Source organism: Micromonospora chersina, from assembly GCF_900091475.1.
Lineage (GTDB): Bacteria > Actinomycetota > Actinomycetes > Mycobacteriales > Micromonosporaceae > Micromonospora > Micromonospora chersina.
Map to the genome: position 1 here is coordinate 5,243,700 of NZ_FMIB01000002.1, position 16,070 is coordinate 5,259,769.

The 16,070-nt window shown below is 74.5% G+C and carries 13 protein-coding genes; 8 read left to right on the forward strand and 5 right to left on the reverse strand.

The genetic code is table 11. The annotated features are described in order from the left end of the window. Window positions 1-30: 30 nt before the first annotated feature. Window positions 31-1,872: a M48 family metallopeptidase gene (locus GA0070603_RS24460; RefSeq protein ID WP_091318356.1), complete on the reverse strand. Its 1,842-nt coding sequence runs from the start codon at window positions 1,870-1,872 to the stop codon at window positions 31-33. 145 nt (window positions 1,873-2,017) lie between these two features. On the opposite strand from GA0070603_RS24460, the gene GA0070603_RS24465 reads away from it, so the two are divergent. From GA0070603_RS24465 to GA0070603_RS24480, 4 genes are all read left to right on the forward strand, one after another. Further along, window positions 2,018-2,986 carry a hypothetical protein gene (locus GA0070603_RS24465; protein ID WP_091318358.1) on the forward strand — a complete coding sequence of 323 codons (969 nt, stop codon included), beginning with the start codon at window positions 2,018-2,020 and terminating at the stop codon, window positions 2,984-2,986. Between the two features lie 76 nt (window positions 2,987-3,062). Next, window positions 3,063-4,088, forward strand: a complete 1,026-nt coding sequence (locus GA0070603_RS24470) for a prephenate dehydrogenase (RefSeq protein WP_091318360.1) — start codon at window positions 3,063-3,065, stop codon at window positions 4,086-4,088. A 5-nt stretch (window positions 4,089-4,093) separates the two neighbouring features. Beyond that, the gene (locus tag GA0070603_RS24475) at window positions 4,094-4,735 is read left to right on the forward strand and encodes an SIMPL domain-containing protein (protein ID WP_091318363.1); all 642 of its coding nucleotides are present in this window, start codon (window positions 4,094-4,096) and stop codon (window positions 4,733-4,735) included. Beyond that, a complete protein-coding gene (locus tag GA0070603_RS24480; protein ID WP_091318366.1) occupies window positions 4,735-5,382 on the forward strand; it encodes a nucleoside/nucleotide kinase family protein in 648 nt (215 codons plus the stop codon). The genes GA0070603_RS24475 and GA0070603_RS24480 overlap by 1 nt, the downstream gene beginning before the upstream one ends. Here GA0070603_RS24480 and GA0070603_RS24485 read toward each other — a convergent pair. Further along, window positions 5,359-7,926: a hypothetical protein gene (locus GA0070603_RS24485; protein ID WP_091318368.1), complete on the reverse strand. Its 2,568-nt coding sequence runs from the start codon at window positions 7,924-7,926 to the stop codon at window positions 5,359-5,361. The two genes, GA0070603_RS24480 and GA0070603_RS24485, sit on opposite strands and share 24 nt — an antisense overlap. 85 nt (window positions 7,927-8,011) lie before the next feature. Beyond that, window positions 8,012-8,578 carry a sugar O-acetyltransferase gene (locus GA0070603_RS24490; RefSeq protein ID WP_091318370.1) on the reverse strand — a complete coding sequence of 189 codons (567 nt, stop codon included), beginning with the start codon at window positions 8,576-8,578 and terminating at the stop codon, window positions 8,012-8,014. Window positions 8,579-8,720: 142 nt separating this feature from the next. Here GA0070603_RS24490 and GA0070603_RS24495 point away from each other — a divergent pair, with 142 nt between their 5' ends. Continuing rightward, entirely contained in the window at window positions 8,721-12,062 is a 3,342-nt protein-coding gene (locus GA0070603_RS24495; protein WP_091318373.1) for a S8 family serine peptidase, read from the forward strand. Between the two features lie 78 nt (window positions 12,063-12,140). Here GA0070603_RS24495 and dapD read toward each other — a convergent pair whose 3' ends face one another. Next, the gene (gene dapD / locus GA0070603_RS24500) at window positions 12,141-13,100 is read right to left on the reverse strand and encodes a 2,3,4,5-tetrahydropyridine-2,6-dicarboxylate N-succinyltransferase (protein ID WP_091322279.1); all 960 of its coding nucleotides are present in this window, start codon (window positions 13,098-13,100) and stop codon (window positions 12,141-12,143) included. A 24-nt stretch (window positions 13,101-13,124) separates the two neighbouring features. Between dapD and dapE the strand changes: the two genes are divergently transcribed. Next, window positions 13,125-14,198, forward strand: coding sequence for a succinyl-diaminopimelate desuccinylase (gene dapE / locus GA0070603_RS24505; protein WP_091318375.1), 1,074 nt, complete (start codon window positions 13,125-13,127; stop codon window positions 14,196-14,198). A gap of 58 nt (window positions 14,199-14,256) precedes the next feature. On the opposite strand, the gene GA0070603_RS31600 is transcribed toward dapE, so the two are convergent. Then, the gene (locus GA0070603_RS31600; RefSeq protein ID WP_167544584.1) at window positions 14,257-14,418 is read right to left on the reverse strand and encodes a hypothetical protein; all 162 of its coding nucleotides are present in this window, start codon (window positions 14,416-14,418) and stop codon (window positions 14,257-14,259) included. A gap of 156 nt (window positions 14,419-14,574) precedes the next feature. Here GA0070603_RS31600 and GA0070603_RS24510 point away from each other — a divergent pair, with 156 nt between their 5' ends. After that, the gene (locus tag GA0070603_RS24510) at window positions 14,575-15,441 is read left to right on the forward strand and encodes an LOG family protein (RefSeq protein WP_091318378.1); all 867 of its coding nucleotides are present in this window, start codon (window positions 14,575-14,577) and stop codon (window positions 15,439-15,441) included. A gap of 1 nt (window position 15,442) precedes the next feature. After that, the gene (locus tag GA0070603_RS24515; RefSeq protein WP_091318380.1) at window positions 15,443-15,988 is read left to right on the forward strand and encodes an LOG family protein; all 546 of its coding nucleotides are present in this window, start codon (window positions 15,443-15,445) and stop codon (window positions 15,986-15,988) included. Window positions 15,989-16,070 lie beyond the last annotated feature (82 nt).

Here is a 16,070-nt window from a genome sequence, read left to right on the forward strand (position 1 = left end):
CCCCCGGAGAGGGCCGGCCGCCGCGGCGCATCAGTCGTTGATCTGCTCGAACACCCGCAGCAGCGTGTCCCGGCTGTGCTTCTCCAGGAACTCGCTGGCCATCAGCTCCTGCACCTGCACGGTCCGGCCGTCGTGGAGGGTGATGACAGCCTTCAGCGGCACCCGCTTGGTCACCTCGACGGAGCGGATCTCCTCGTAGGGCAGGAACGGGTTCCGGCTGGCCACCTCGGCGACCGGCGTCGCGCTCAGCACCTCCTTGAGGCGCTTCTCACCCTCGTGCGCCTTCCCCGGGTCGGGGACCAGGACCAGGCCGTTGTCCAGGACGTACACGTCGTGCTCCCGGCCGTCGATCTTGATGTTGGCGAGCGCGGCGATCAGGTCGGCGTTCCGCGCCGAGGCCCGGGTCTGGACCACCGTCGACTGCCGCACGTCGACGCCCAGCTCGGCCAGCCGGGCGAGCGCCACGTCCAGGGTCTCCGGGGCGACCGCCAGCTTGGCGATCTCGGCCAGGTCCCACGGCTCGCCGGAGCGACCGACCAGCCGGGCGGGTTCGGACCAGGAGAGCTGCCAGTACGCCCGGCCCGAGCGGACCGCCGCGTTGTCGAGCAGCGTCTCCATCGGGCCGGCGAAGGCGGCCGCCGCCTCCCGGCGGGTGGCGTCGGTGAAGAACTGCTCGGCGAACTCACCGAGCCGGCCGGCGCGGACCAGTTCCAGCACGGTGGGCAGGCCCGGCTCCGGCGTGCCGGTGAACCGGCCGACCGCGCGGTAGATCCGGTCCGCCTGCTGCTGCACCCCGGCGGCGATCGACTCGGCGATGAACTCCGGCCAGGGCAGCAGCCGCCGGGAGCCGTGCGCGACGATCAGGCTCTGGAGTGCCCGGCCGGCGCCCACCACGTCGGAGAGCAAGGTCCAGGCCGGCCGGTCGTCCGGCGTGACGTGCACCGGAGGGATCTGGTCCATCGCAGCGACGCGGGCGCCGATCGGCGGGTGGGTGTCCCAGCGGGACGCCGGCCCCTCCGGGGCGTTCTCCCGCAGCTTGTCGATCTCGTCCCGACGCGCCTGGAGGAGATGGCCGAAGCCGCCGAAGAAGTCGTCCGGCGCCAGCCCGACCGACCAGCCCGGGTCGACGTACCGGGTCTCGTAGAAGCGCCAGGCCGCGTCGAGGGCGGGCAGGGTCCGCAGCGCCGAGGCCGCGGCCTGGTGCCCGGCGATCCGCACCGACGCGCGGTCCGCCTCCAGCTCCTGGCGACGCGACGCGGCGTTGTCGACAAGCAGGTAGAGCTTCGCGTACTGCTTGAAGACCCAGCCGATCGGGTTGCGCGGGCTGATCCGCTCGATGGTCTCGCCGATGGCCAGCCGGCCCCGGTAGGCGACGCCGCCCAGCCGGGTGTGCTGGCCGGAGTAGTGGCCCAGCTCGTGCGCCAGCACCGAGCGGAGCTGGTCGATCCGCATGGCCTGGAGCAGCGGCAGTCCGACGTAGAGGGTGCGCCGGCCACCGATCAGACCGAGCAGGCGGCTCTGCTCGCCCACCGCCGCGTTCACCTCGGGCACCAGGCGGATCTCGTCGGGCGCGCGGGTGCCCACCGCGGTGGCCAGCTCCCGCACCGTGGCCCAGAGCCACGGCGCCGCCCGCTCGTCCAGGATCAGGCCGGGCGCCGGCTCGTTCTTCGTACGGATGGCCTTCCAGAGCCCGACCCCGACGGCGCCGAGGGCGACGACCAGCGGGAGCAGCAGCTTGCCGGTGACCAGGCCGTTGGTGTGGCTGAACAGCCAGACGCCGAGCGCGGCCACGGCGGCGAGCTGGAGCAGCGCGACGACGTAGAAACCGATCAACATGACCACCGAGGCGAGCGCCCGGTACGTGGCGGACATGTGCTTCCTTTCCCCCGCTTGGACCGGCCCGTCCGGTGGGCCGCCGGGGGACCGTACGACGTGAGCGCTGCTCGGACAACCCCCTTCCGTGCCCATCCGGGCCGCCCTACGATCTCCGTCGACACGCACGGGGGAGGACGAGAGCATGTGGCCGTTCCGGCGGAGGACGAAGCAGCAGAGTGGACCGGCGTTGCCGCTCGACTGGACGATGGGTGACCCGGCCGCCGGGGCGCTGTTCGAGGCGCTGGCCCGGCGGGACTGGCGGGCCGCCCGGGACGTGCTGGTCACCGTCACCGACCCGGACCACCAGGCGTTCTGCCTGTACGCCGCCGGCCGCGTGCCGGGCGTGCAGGAGTGGATCGGCGAGTGGGCCGACGCCGAGCCGCGCGCCACCCTCCCGCTGCTGGTCCGGGGCACCCACGCGGTGCACTGGGCCTGGGAGGCCCGGGGCGGCGCGTCCTCCTCGCTGACCAGCCAGGAGCAGTTCCGCGAGTTCCGCAAGCGGCTGACCTTCGCCGAGAACCTGCTGGACGAGGTGGCCGCGCGGGACCCGGACGACACCACCGCCCGGGCCTTCCTGGTCACCTCCGCGCGGGGCCGCCAGGTGGACCGGGACGAGGCGGCGCGGCGCTTCGCCGACGTGGTCGCCCGGCACCCCTGGCACCGGCTGGCACACGTCCAGATGCTCCAGTACCGGTGCGCCAAGTGGTTCGGCAGCGACGAGGAGATGTTCGAGTTCGCCCGGAGCGCGGCGGCGAAGGCGCCGGCCGCCAGCGGCCTGACCCATCTGGTCGCGGCGGCCCACCTGGAGATGTGGTTGAAGCTGCCGGCCGGCGAGGACGACGCCCACCTCCGCGATCCCGAGGTGCTCGCCGAGCTGCGCGCCGCGGCGGACCATTCGGTGCGCCACCCGGAGCACGGCCGGTACCCGGGCTGGCCGCAGCCGCACAACAACTTCGCCATGTGCTTCGCGGTGGGCGGTGACCACGCCGCGGCGGCGGAGCGCTTCCAGGCGCTCGGCGACCTGGTCACCGAGCTGCCGTGGTCGTACCTCGGGGATCCGGGGAGCGCGTTCACCCGCTGGCGGCGGACGGTGACGGACAGCCAGGGCTGAGCGCCGGACGGTATCCTCGGCGGGACTTGCAGCGGGGCCGGGTCGGCTCCGGACGACGGGACGCCGAGGTGGGCCGATGGTGGGCGGGGCCGGCGGGCAGGCACGCGTGGCGGTGGTCGGCACCGGCCTGATCGGGGGGTCGGTGCTGCTCCGGCTCCGCGACGCCGGGGTCGACGTGGCCGGCTGGGACCCGGATCCGGCGACCCGGCGGCGGCTCGGCGAACAGGGCGTCGGCGCGCCGGACACCGTCGAGGAGGCGGTCGCCGGCCGGGACGTGGTGTTCCTCTGCGGCCCGCTGCCCACCCTGCCCGCCACGCTGGCCCGGGTGGCCGCGACCACCGACGACAGCTGCGTGCTCACCGACGTGGGCAGCACGAAGGCCGAGGTGGCCACCGCCGCCACCACGCAGGGGCTCGGGCACCGGTTCGTGCCCGGCCACCCGATGGCCGGCGCCGACCGGGCCGGTCTCGGCGCGGCCAGCACCGGGTTGCTCGACGGGGCGGCGTGGGTGCTCTGCCCGGGGCCGACCGGGATGGCCGCGTTCCGGCGGCTCGCCGCGCTGCTCATCGACGTCTTCCACGCCCGGGTGGTGCCGATGTCCGCCCCGGAGCACGACAGCGCCGCCGCGCTCGCCTCGCACCTGCCCCACCTGCTCGCCGGCGCGCTGGCCGGCACTGTGCAGCGCTCGGCCCTGCGCGACGCGGTGCTGGCGCTCGCCGCCGGCAGCTTCTCCGACGGCACCCGCGTGGCCGGCGGCCCACCCGAGCGGACCGCGAACATGCTGCTCGGCAACCGGGAGCGGGTGCTGGCCGAGCTGGACGCGGTCCGGGCCTACCTCGACGACCTGGCCGAGGCGCTGCGGGCCGGCGACCCCGGGAAGCTGGCCGGCCGGCTGGCCGAGGGCCGCACCGCACGGGTCGCCCTGCGCGGGCGCGCGTTCACCGCCCACCGGCGGGAGTTCCCGGCCGCCGCCGACCACGCCGGTGAGCTGGCCTACCTGCGGGAACTGGGCGCGGCCGGCGGCCACCTGACCGGCTGCCGGGTGGCGGGCGGCGCGGTCACCTACACGGCGCACCTTCCGGTCACCCCGCCACTAGGCTGAGGACCATGGCGGACGCACCGGTCGTGGCGGTACGCGGCGAGGCGTACCGGGAGGTGGCTCCCGAGCTGGCCCGGTTCACGGTGACCGCGACCGCGCGGGACCGCGACCGGGAGACCACGCTGACCCGGCTGGCCGAGCGGACCGCCGCCGTGCGGGTGCTGCTCGACGCGGCCGAGCCGGCCGTGGAGCGGCGGGAGACCGGCCAGCTGCGGGTCTGGCCGGAGACGAAGCGCTCGGGTGAGCGGGTGGTGGCCTACCACGGCAGCGTGACCACCACTGTCACCGTCGTCGACTTCACCGCCCTCGGCGAGCTGATGCTGCGCCTGGCCGACCAGGAGCAGGTCGAGGTGGCCGGCCCGTGGTGGTCGTTGCGGCCGGACAGCCCGGCGTACCGGGAGGCCCGGCACGCCGCGATCGCGGACGCCCTGGCCCGTGCCCGGGAATACGCCGAGGCGCTCGGCGCCCGGGTGACCGCCCTGCTGGAGCTTGCCGACACCGGCCTGACCGCCGCCCCGCCCATGATGTCCAAGGCGGGCTTCGCCCGGGCCGGGGAGGCCGCCCCCGAGCTGGAGCTGGATCCGCAGCCGCAACCGGTGCAGGCGGCGGTCGAGGCCCGGTTCACCATCAGCGAACCGGTGCTCGGCTGATGCCGCCCGCGCAGGTGCTCCCGCTCGGCGAGCTGGTGGACCGGGCCCGCGCCCTCGCCGCGGACGGCCCGCGCCAGCTGCTCGGCGTCGCCGGGGCGCCCGGGGCGGGCAAGTCGACGCTGGCCGAGCGGCTCGTCGCCGAGGTCGGTCCGACCGCCCGGCTGGTGCCGATGGACGGCTTCCACCTCGCCCAGTCGGAGCTGGTCCGGCTCGGCCGGGAGGCGCGCAAGGGCGCGCCGGACACCTTCGACGTCAACGGCTTCGTCTCCGTCCTGCGCCGGCTGCGCCGGCTGGAGCCGACCTCGGTGTGGGCGCCGGCGTTCCGCCGCGACCTGGAAGAGCCGGTCGCCGGGTCGATCGAGGTGCCGCCCGAGGTGCGGCTCGTGGTGACCGAGGGCAACTACCTGCTGCTGCGCGACGACCCGTGGGAGGAGGTGCGCACGCTGCTGCACCAGATCTGGTTCCTCGACCTGGACGCGGAGCTGCGGGTGCGCCGGCTCACCGCCCGGCACGAGGCGTACGGGAAGTCGCCGGAGCAGGCCCGTGCCTGGGCGCTCGGCAGCGACGAGGCGAACGCCCGGCTGGTCGCCGGCACGGCCGAGCACGCCGACCTGGTGGTCCGGCTAGCCGACCCGCTGCCGGGGTGACGGCACGGCCCGGCGCAGCAGCCGGGCCACCACCGCCCGCTCGCGGATGAACTCGGCCGCCTCCGGATAGCCGCTGTGGTTGCGGATCGGCGGGTCGGCCACCTCGCCCCCGGTGGGGTGCAGCGCCTCGGGGTCCACGACCGGCACGTCCCGTTCCCCGGCGCTGACCTGCCAGCCCAGCGGGTCGGTGTCGCGCCAGAAGTTGGTCCAGGCGACGTGGCCGCCGGGCCAGGTGAGCGCCCGGGCCAGGGTGCGCAGCCGCTCCGGGCCGAAGTACGCGGGAAAGACCCGGCCGTAGAGCCGGGTGAGCTGGCAGCCGTAGGAGAAGAACCAGATCCGGCGCCGCCAGCGACGGGGCAGCTGGAGCAGCATGGCGGCGCAGATGACGGTGCCCTGGCTGTGCCCGGAGAGGATCACCCCGTCCATCCGGTCGGGGTGCAGCGGGGGGAGCGCGAGCAGCCCGGCGACCCGGGTCTGGAGTTCCGGCACGGCGCGCTCGGCGTAGCTGGGCGGGGCGAGCGGGTGTGCGGCGCGGGGCCAGAAGGTGCCGACGTCCCAGATGACGCCGACCGAGCGGCGCACCGTGTCGGTGCGGTAGACCAGCAGTCCGAGGGCGCTCATCACCACGGGCAGCCAGCCGAGCATGGTGTCGCCCTGGTTGGCCGTCCAGTGGACGACTGTCTGCCAGCCGGAGGGGGCGAGCGGGCTGGGTCGGCTCCGGGACAGCGCGGCCGCGCAGCAGAGCGTCACCAGCACCACGGAGACGGTCGCGTAGCAGCCGACAAGCCGGGCCGCGTGCTCGCCGACCAGCCGGTGCAGCGCGCGGAACGTGCTGACGTCGCGGCAGCGGCGCCTGTCGTGCGCGGAGAGGCCCTCGCCGTCGGTGGTGAGCGCGGCGTACTCGGCCCGGCGCAGCGACTGGAGCAGCACGCCCGCCCGGACGAGCAGCGCGAGCAGGGCGACCAGGCCGATCACGCAGGCCAGCCCCGCCCAGAAGACCGCGAGCGGGGGCACCACGCGGCTGTGGCCGCTCGGGTCGGCGCGGCTGTCGAGCCGGTCGCTGACCCAGTAGAGCAGGCCGGCGCAGTAGGCCACGGCCATCAGCCAGCCGAAGCCGGCGATGAGCGCGGGCGCGCGTCCGCCCCAGGCCAGATCGGTGTACGCGCCGAGCGGCTGCACCGGCACTGCCGGCCGGGTGCGCGGCAGCAGCAGCCCGGTCAGGGCGACCGCGATGGCCGGCACGGCGAGCATCCAGACGCTCAACCCGTCCGGTGCGCCGGGCAGGCCGGGCAGGCCGCGCTCGATCCAGGCCACCCCGAGCGGCAGCAGCGCGCTGCCGGCCACGGGGCCGACCAGCGCCCGCCGCCCGGAGCGGTTCACCGCGCCGATGGTGACCAGCAGCAGCAGTTGGTACGTGGCGAGCCAGGCGACCGCCGTGTCGTACCCGGGCAGCGACCGGTCGGTCCGGCAGCCGGCGATGCCCGGGTCGGCGACGCACCCGGTGGGCGGCCGGTACGCGGACAGCGGCCGGCCGGCCGGACCGTCGGGCAGGAGCAGGAGGGTGAACGTCCCGACCAGCCCCAGCCCGGTGAGCAGGGCGACGGCGGCGCTCCACCGGCCGAGCGGGGTGGCGCCCTGCCGCCGGGTCAGCCAGGGCCGGCCCAGGGCGACCACCGCGACCGCCACGACGGTCGTGAGCACCCCGACGGTGCCCCAGGCGACCGCGGCCCGCGGCCCGCGGGGCGGGTCCATGATGATCACCGCGGCCACCGGCACCGCCGCCGCGACCACCGCCCCGGTGCACAGGTGCAGCACGGCCGCCCGGCGCAGTTGCCCCTCGCCGTTCCAGAAGGTCGGGTCCTGGAGCGGGTTCTCCAGCGGCTCCGGCCGCTCGATCGGGAAGCCGTCCTGGCCGGGGTGCGGTTCGGCGGGCATCTCCGCCTCGTACTGGTAGGTGCGCCAGGCGACCAGGCCGAGGCCCGCCAGCAGGAGCAGCGGCAGCAGCAGCCCCACGGCGAGCGCCCGGGTGTCCTCGCCCCACCACTGGTTGCCGAGGAACTCCCACGGGCCGGGGAGGTGGCCGAGGCAGTCCGGGCCGACGCACTGCCAGCCGATCAGGTCCACGCCGATGCCGGTCGCCGTGAGGACCAGGGTGGCGGTGAGGCTCAGGCAGAACAGCCGGATGAGCCAGGCCGTGATCCCGGAGCGGCTGGCCCAGCGTTCCTGGTCCGGGTCGGCCGGGATGCCGGTGCGGGCGTAGAGCGCCACGTTGGCCAGGGTGAAGGGGAGCAGCAGCGTCCACAGGGCCCGCTCGACGTCGCGCCGGGTCCGCGCGCCGGAGGTCAACTGCCCCCAGCTGTACGCCTCGACCGTGATCGGGTCGTCCCGGCCGGCGGTGCTGGCGCGGTAGAAGCCGGTGACCGCCCCGCCGGCGACCAGCCCGGGCTGCGCCCCGTCACCGCCGGGGCCGGGGCGCAGCCCGAGCAGTTGGTCGGGCGGGGTGTTCGACACCCCGTGGACCCGCAGTTCGAGCACCCGTTCCATCGCGCCCCCTGGGTGAACCGTTCACTACCCAGAGTGCACCCTCCGTGCGGAATCCGCACTCCTGCCGAAGGGTCGTTTTGGCAGCTCAGATGGGCTGTTCGAGGTTCCGGACCGGGCGGGCGGGGTTACCCAGGGCCACCACATTGGGGGGAAGGTCCCGGGTCACCACGGCGCCCGCGCCGACCACCGTGTTCTCCCCGATGGTCACGCCGGCCAGCACGATGACCCCGCCGCCGAGCCAGACGTTGTCGCCGATGGTGATGGGCTCGGCCGCCTCCCACTTGTCCCGCCGGGCCGCCGGCTCGACCGGGTGGGTGGCGGTGAGCAGTTGGACGTTGGGTCCGATCTGGACGTCGGCGCCGATGGTGATCCGGGCGACGTCCAGGAACACGGCGTTGAAGTTGACGAAGCAGCGCGGCCCGAGGTGGGTCTGGTGGCCGTAGTCGCAGTGGAACGGTGGCCGGACCCAGGTGTCCTCGCCGACCGAGCCGAGCAGTTCGCGCAGGGCGGCGAGGCGCCCCTCGGGGTCGTCGGCGGAGCTGCGGTTGAAACGCTCGTTGAGCCGGGCGGCCCGGTCGAGGTCGGCGGTGATCTCGGGGTCGTCGGCGATGTAGGGCTCGCCGGCGAGCATGCGGTCCTTCATGGCGGTCATCCGGGGATCATGCCGGCCCTGGCGGTGGATGAGGTACCGGTTCAGTCGGATTGGCGACTTCCGATTGCATACGCGGTATGCAATTCTGGCTCTCTGCGTCGATGTACCCCCATCGATGAAGACGCCTGACGAAGGAGGAACGTTGCGCCGAAACCGAAGAAGAATCGCCGGCCTCGGCCTCACCCTGGGGCTGGCGCTGGGCGTGCCCCTGCCGGCCTCCGCCGCCCCGCCGGCGGCCCCGGACGGCACCACCGCCCCCGCCGCGGCGCCCCGCGCCGGCACGCCGGTCACCGTCACCCTGATCACCGGCGACCGGGTCACCGTCACCGGGGGCGGCCAGGCGGCGGTCCGTCCGGGCGCCGGCCGCGCCGGAATCGGCTTCCTGGTCGGCCGGGAACGTGGCCACCTCACCGTGGTGCCGCAGGACGCGCTGCCCCTGGTCCGGGCCGGCCGGGTCGACCGGCGGCTGTTCGACGTCACCGGACTGGTGGCGGCCGGCTACGACGACGCCCGGCGGGACACGCTGCCGCTGCTGGTGTCGTACCGGCCGGGATCGGCCCGGCGGGCGGCGGCCTCCGTGGCCGGCACGCGGGCGACCCGCGACCTGCCGGCGATCGGCGGCGCGGCGGTGGTCGCGACGAAGGCCGACGCCGGCGCGGTCTGGGGCGCGGTCAGGGCGGACCGGGCCGGCGCCCGGGTCGACGCGGCGGGGGATGTCGACCGGATCTGGCTGGACGGCCGGCGGCGGGTGACGCTGGACCACAGCGTGCCGCAGATCGGCGCCCCCACCGCCTGGGCCGCCGGCTTCACCGGCAAGGGGGTCAGCGTCGCGGTGCTCGACACCGGCGTCGACCTCAGCCACCCCGACCTGGCCGGCAAGGTCGCCGACGCGCGCAACTTCAGCGAGGCGGTCGAGTCGGACGACATGGTCGGGCACGGCACCCACGTCGCCTCGATCATCGCGGGCAGCGGGGCCGCCTCCGGCGGGAAGTACCGGGGCGTCGCCCCCGACGCCACGCTGCTCTCCGGCAAGGTCTGCGAGAACCAGGGCTGCACCGAGTCGGCGATCCTCGCCGGCATGCAGTGGGCCGCGGCCGAGAAGCACGCCACTGTTGTCAACATGAGCCTCAGCGGCGCGGACTTCCCCGAGGTCGACCCGCTGGAGCAGGCGGTCGAGACGCTGACCGCGCAGACCGGCACCCTCTTCGTGGTGGCCGCCGGTAACGACGGCGCCGACGGCTCGGTCGGCTCGCCGGCCACCGCCGACGCCGCGCTCGCGGTCGGCGCGGTCGACCGGGACGACGCCCTGGCCGACTTCTCCAGCCGCGGGCCCCGGGTCGACGGCGGGCTCAAGCCCGACATCACCGCCCCCGGCGTCGAGATCGTGGCCGCCCGGGCCGCCAACGGCGCCATCGGCGACCCGGTGGGGGAGAAGTACGTCTCCCTCTCCGGCACCTCGATGGCCACGCCGCACGTGGCCGGCGCGGCGGCGCTGCTCGCCCAGCAGCACCCCGGCTGGACGGCGGGGCGGTACAAGGCCACCCTCATGGCCTCGGCGAAGCCGCACCCCGACCAGACGGCGTTCCAGCAGGGCGCGGGACGGGTCGACCTGGCGCACGCGATCACCGAGCAGGTGACCAGCGACCCGCCGAGCGTCTCGTTCGGGGTGGCGGCCTGGCCGCACGGCGACGACCAGCCGACCGCCCGGACGGTCACCTACCGCAACGGCGGGACCGCCCCGCTCAGCCTCGAGCTCACCGCCGAGGCCACCGGCCCGGACGGCCGCGCCGCACCGGCCGGCATGTTCACCCTCGGCGCGTCCCGGCTCACCGTGCCGGCCGGCGGGACGGCCCAGGTCACCGTCACCGCGGACACCCGGCTCGGCGGCCTGGACGGCTACTGGACCGGCCGGCTGGTCGCCCGCGCGGGCGGCGCGACAGCCGTCACCCCGCTGGCGGTGAACCGCGAGGTGGAGAGCTACGACCTGACCGTCGCGCACCGGGACCGGGCCGGCACGCTCACCGGTGACTACTTCACCACCCTGATCGGGCTGGACGGCGTGGTGTACCGGGACGTCTACGACCCGGACGGCGAGGCGCGGATCCGCCTCCCGAAGGGCCGGTACGGCGTGAACAGCCTCATCTACCGCCCCGGTGACGAGGGCTGGACCGACGTGTCCATGCTGGCGCAGCCCGAGCTGGTGGTGAGCGGCGACCAGCGGCTCACGATCGACGCGAGGCGGGCGAAGCCGGTCCGGTCCACCGTGCCGCAGCGCGGCGCGGCCCCGCTGCTGATCGACCTCTCGGCCAACTGGTCCACCGACGACTTCTCCGCCGGGTTCGGGCTCTGGGCGTCGAGCTTCGACGGCCTCTACAGCGGACAACTCGGGCCCGCTGTCTCCGACTCCCTCTTCGTCGGCGCGCTGGCCAGCCAGTGGACCGAGCCCACGGCACCGGAACGCAGCCCGTACTTCTACGCCCTCAGCGAGGTGTTCCCGGGCCGGATGCCGACCGGGTACGTCCGGCACTACCGGCCGGCCGACCTGGCCACCGTGACGCACCGGTTCGCGGCCGGCTACGCGGGGCTGGAGAACGAGCGGATCGTCTTCCCGGAGTCCGACTACAACATCGGCGGTTCGGCGATCGTCGTCCCCGTGCCGGTGCCGGGCAGGCGGGTCGAGCACTACAGCACGAACCGCACCCGCTGGAGTTCCGAACTGGACTTCGGCCAGCGGGGCGAGGACGGCTGGCTGGAGGTGCGGGCGGTCCTGGCGTCGGTGCCCACCCGGTACCGGGCCGGCCGGACCTACCGGGAGGACTGGAACAGCGCGCCCTACGGGCCGTCGTTCCCGCAGCCGCGCTGGCCGGAGCAGGGCATCACGCGCAACGGCGACACCCTCGCCGTCGACCTGCCGCTGCACAGCGACGCCGCCGGCCACCCCGGCGGCTCGCTCAACGACACCGAACGAACCGCCCTCTACCGCAACGGGAAGCTGCTCGCCGAGCAGGCCACCCCCGGGTACGGCGATTTCCCGGTGCCGCCGGGCGCGGCGAGCTACCGGCTGGAGACCTCGGCCACCCGGGGCTTCACCGACCTGAGCACCGAGGTGTCGGCGAGCTGGACGTTCCGCTCCCGGCACGTCCCGGGTGACGACTGGGTGCGGCTGCCCGCCATGGCGGTCCGCTTCGCCCCGCCGCTGGCCGTGGACAACAGCGCACCGGCCGGCCGGAGCTTCACCATCCCGGTGACGATCCAGCGGCAGCCCGGCGCGCCGGCCGCCCCGGTCGCGGCGCTGACCGTCGACGTCTCGTACGACGGCGGGAAGACCTGGCGGAGGGCGGCCCTGCACCGGCAGGGCGCGGGCTGGGCGGCCATCGTCCGGCACCCGGCCGGCCCCGGCTACGTCTCGCTGCGGGCCGCCGCCCGGGACGACGCCGGCAACACGGTCACCCAGCGGATCATCCAGGCGTACCGCCTGCGGTGAACCGGTCGTCCGGGCCCGCGGTGGTCCGGACGGCGGGCGGGCCGGGGTGTCGTGCCCCGGCCCGCTCCGCGCCGCCGGTCAGTCGTTGGCGTGCAGCGCCGCGTTCAGCTCGATGCCCCGGCCGGTGCGCGGCTTCGCCTCCAGCGCGCCGGTCACCGAGTTGCGCCAGAACAGCAGGCCGTCCACCCCGGACAGCTCCCGGGCCTTGACCACCCGGCCGTCCGGCAGGCTGATCTTGGAGGCGGCGGTGATGTAGCAGCCCGCCTCCACCACGCAGTCGTCGCCCAGGGTGATGCCCACCCCGGCGTTCGCGCCCACCAGGCTCCGCTCGCCGATGCGCACCTTCTCGGTGCCGCCGCCGGAGAGGGTCCCCATGATCGACGCGCCGCCGCCGATGTCGGAGCCGTCGCCGACCACCACGCCCTGCACGATCCGGCCCTCGACCATCGAGGTGCCCAGCGTGCCCGCGTTGAAGTTGACGAAGCCCTCGTGCATCACGGTGGTGCCGGAGGCCAGGTGCGCGCCGAGGCGGACCCGGTCGGCGTCGGCGATCCGCACGCCGGCGGGCACCACGTAGTCGGTCATCCGGGGGAACTTGTCGACCCCGTGGACGCTCAGGTGGCGGCCGGCGGCCCGCTCGATGACCCGCAGCTCGTCGACCCGCTCCGGGGGGCACGGCCCGGCCGACGTCCAGGCCACGTTGGCCAGCTTGCCGAAGATGCCGTCGAGGTTCACCTCGTTGGGCCGCACCAGGCGGTGGGAGAGCAGGTGCAACCGGAGGTACGCGTCGGCGGCGTCCTTGATCGGGTCGTCCAGCGAGCCGATCACGGTGACCACCTGGACGGTACGCAGGCCGGGCAGCGCCCGCTCGCCGATCGCGCCGGGCGGCAGGTCGAGCACGTCGGCCTGGTCCTCGCCGGGGACCAGCGGCAGCTCGCCGAGCCCCAGCTTGCCGGTCGGGTACCAGGTGTCCAGCACCTGGTCTTCAGCGGTGATCGTGGCCAGGCCGATGCCCCAGGCAGACTGTGCGGTCGTCACGAAAATGACGGTACCGTGCCACACATGCAGAACCCGTTGACCCCCGAGGTCTTGGCCGATCCGGTGGCGCTGACCCGCGCGCTGGTCGACATCGAGTCCGTCTCCCTCAACGAGAAGGCGATCGCCGACTGCGTCGAGGAGGTGCTGCGCGGCGTGCCGCACCTCACCACCTACCGGCACTCCAACACGGTCATGGCGCGTACCGACCTGGGCCGGGCGCAGCGGGTGGTGCTCGCCGGCCACCTGGACACCGTCCCGCTGAACGACAACTTCCCGTCGACCATGCGCGGCGACCTGATGTACGGCTGCGGCACCTCCGACATGAAGTCCGGCGTGGCCTTCGCGCTGCACCTGGCGGTGACCCTGCCCGACCCGCGCTACGACGTCACCTACTTCTTCTACGAGGCCGAGGAGATCGAGTCGAGGTACAACGGCCTCACTCTGGTCTCCCAGGCGCACCCGGAGTGGCTGGAGGCCGACTTCGCGGTGCTGCTGGAGCCGACGTACGGGATCGTCGAGGCGGGCTGCCAGGGCACCATGCGGGCGATCGTCACCACGCACGGCGAGCGGGCCCACGCGGCCCGGTCCTGGCACGGGGTGAACGCCATCCACGGCGCGGGCGAGGTGCTGCGCCGCCTGACCTCGTACGAGGCGCGGCGGGTGACCATCGAGGGCTGCGACTACCGCGAGGGCCTGAACGCGGTGCGGATCACCGGCGGGGTGGCGGGCAACGTCATCCCGGACCGCTGCGAGATCGAGATCAACTACCGGTACGCCCCGGACCGTGACCCGGCCGCGGCCGAGGCGCACCTGCGGGAGGTCTTCGCCGGCTTCGAACTCGCGGTCACCGACGCGGCGGCCGGCGCGGCCCCGGGCCTGGACAACCCGCCGGCGCAGGAGTTCCTGGCCGCGGTCGGCGCGGCCCCGATCGGCAAGCTGGGTTGGACGGACGTGGCCCGGTTCGCGGCCATGGGCATCCCCGCGCTGAACTTCGGTCCGGGCGACCCCAACCTGGCCCACCACAAGGACGAGCACGTCGAGCTGACCAAGATCCGCGACGGTGCGGCCACCCTGCACCGCTGGCTCGCCTCGTCCTGAGGAGACGACCGGGGGCCCGCGTCGCCGACGCGGACCCCCGGATCGACCGGCCGGACCGTCAGACGGTGCTGGTGAGCGGCGTGTCCGTCTCGGTGCTCTCGCCGGTGAGGTCGGTGTGGTGGGCTTCCATCATCCGGGCGCGGCGGCGCTCGGCCACCACGTCACGGATCCGCCGCTGCATCTGCCGGCGGATCCGGATCATCTCGCTGTTGCTGATCAACGCTGGCTCCTCCCCCGAAGGCGCGTCGCCGGGGCATACCCGGTATGTGAATAGTAAGACGTACGAGCGAGCGATTTAGTTGCCCATGATCACGAAGAATTTCTCCGGCTCGGCCGCCTCCGCACCGCGCCGCCCCGCCTCCACTACGGTGGCCCCATGAGCCAGAGCGACGGACGGCCGGCCGGCCACGGGCCGAGCGGGGAACGGCACCGGGGCGCCGTCACGCTGCGCAACCGGGCCATCCCCACCAGCACCGCCGACCAGCGGCTGCTCGACTCCCGGGGCCGCGGCGACTGGAAGACCAAGGACGCCTGGCGGGCGCTGCGCATCCTGTCCGAGTTCGTCGAGGGCTTCGACACCCTCGCCGACCTGCCGCCCGCGGTCAGCGTCTTCGGCTCGGCGCGGAGCAAGCCGGAGAGCTTCGAGTGCCGGCTGGCCGAGGAGCTGGGCGGCGCGCTGGCCCGGGCCGGCTACGCGGTGATCACCGGTGGCGGGCCGGGCGTCATGGAGGCGGCCAACCGGGGCGCCGGCCAGGCGGGCGGGCTCTCCGTGGGGTTGGGCATCGAGTTGCCGTTCGAGCAGGGCCTCAACGACTGGGTCGACCTGGCCATCGACTTCCGCTACTTCTTCGCGCGCAAGACGATGTTCGTCAAGTACGCCCAGGCCTTCGTGGTGCTGCCCGGCGGCTTCGGCACCATGGACGAGCTGTTCGAGGCGCTCACCCTGGTGCAGACCGGCAAGGTGACCCGCTTCCCCGTGGTGCTGATGGGCGTCGACTACTGGCGGGGCCTGCTCGACTGGCTGCGGGACAGCATGGCCGCCGAGGGCAAGATCGGGCCTACCGACCTGGACCTGATCTGCCTCACCGACGACGTCAACGAGGCGGTCCGGCACATCGTGGAGGCCGAGGCGGTGCTCTCCGCCGAGCAGGAGGCGGTCCGCGAGGAGGCGGTCGCCCGGGTGGCCGCCGACCAGCAGGCCGCCGCCGAGGCCGCCCCCGAAGGGCCGGCGGAGCAGGGCTGACATGGCCAACGTCTGCGTGTTCTGCGCGTCCTCACGTACCCTCGACGCCCGCTGGCTGGACCTGGCCACCGAGACCGGCGCGGCGCTCGCCCGGCGCGGGCACACCCTGGTCAGCGGCGGCGGGTGCGTGGGGATGATGGGCGCGGTGGCCGACGGGGCGCGGGCAGCCGGCGGCCGGACGCTTGGTGTCATCCCGCAGGCCCTGGTCGATTTGGAGGTCGCCGACCTGGCCTCCGACGAGCTGCTGGTCACCGACGGGATGGCCAGCCGCAAGACCCTGATGATCGACAAGTCGGACGCGTTCGTCGCCCTGCCCGGCGGGCTCGGCACCCTGGACGAGCTGTTCGAGGTCTGGACGACCGCCACCCTGGCCATGCACGCCAAGCCCATGGTGCTGGTGGACGCCGACGGCTTCTACCGCCCCCTCCTCGACTGGCTGCGCACCCTTGCCGACCAGCACTTCCTCAAGCCCGCCGGCCTGGACCTCCTCCTGGTGGCCGACACGCTCCCGGAAGCCCTCGACCTCCTGGACGCCCGCCTCATCTGACCCGCCCCCGCTGGTCGCGCCCACCGCGGTCGATCATGAGGTTGACGGCGGAGTTGATCTCCCTGGATGCCGCCAACCTCAT

Excerpts from the sequence above, each read along its gene's own strand:
- GA0070603_RS24480 (WP_091318366.1), top strand. The coding sequence starts at position 4,735 with ATGCCGCCCGCGCAGGTGCTCCCGCTCGGCGAGCTGGTGGACCGGGCC.
- GA0070603_RS24475 (WP_091318363.1), top strand. The coding sequence starts at position 4,094 with ATGGCGGACGCACCGGTCGTGGCGGTACGCGGCGAGGCGTACCGGGAG.
- GA0070603_RS24460 (WP_091318356.1), bottom strand. The coding sequence starts at position 1,872 with ATGTCCGCCACGTACCGGGCGCTCGCCTCGGTGGTCATGTTGATCGGT.
- GA0070603_RS24470 (WP_091318360.1), top strand. The coding sequence starts at position 3,063 with ATGGTGGGCGGGGCCGGCGGGCAGGCACGCGTGGCGGTGGTCGGCACC.
- GA0070603_RS24465 (WP_091318358.1), top strand. The coding sequence starts at position 2,018 with ATGTGGCCGTTCCGGCGGAGGACGAAGCAGCAGAGTGGACCGGCGTTG.
- dapE (WP_091318375.1), top strand. The coding sequence starts at position 13,125 with ATGCAGAACCCGTTGACCCCCGAGGTCTTGGCCGATCCGGTGGCGCTG.
- GA0070603_RS24490 (WP_091318370.1), bottom strand. The coding sequence starts at position 8,578 with ATGACCGCCATGAAGGACCGCATGCTCGCCGGCGAGCCCTACATCGCC.
- GA0070603_RS24515 (WP_091318380.1), top strand. The coding sequence starts at position 15,443 with ATGGCCAACGTCTGCGTGTTCTGCGCGTCCTCACGTACCCTCGACGCC.
- GA0070603_RS24485 (WP_091318368.1), bottom strand. The coding sequence starts at position 7,926 with ATGGAACGGGTGCTCGAACTGCGGGTCCACGGGGTGTCGAACACCCCG.
- GA0070603_RS24510 (WP_091318378.1), top strand. The coding sequence starts at position 14,575 with ATGAGCCAGAGCGACGGACGGCCGGCCGGCCACGGGCCGAGCGGGGAA.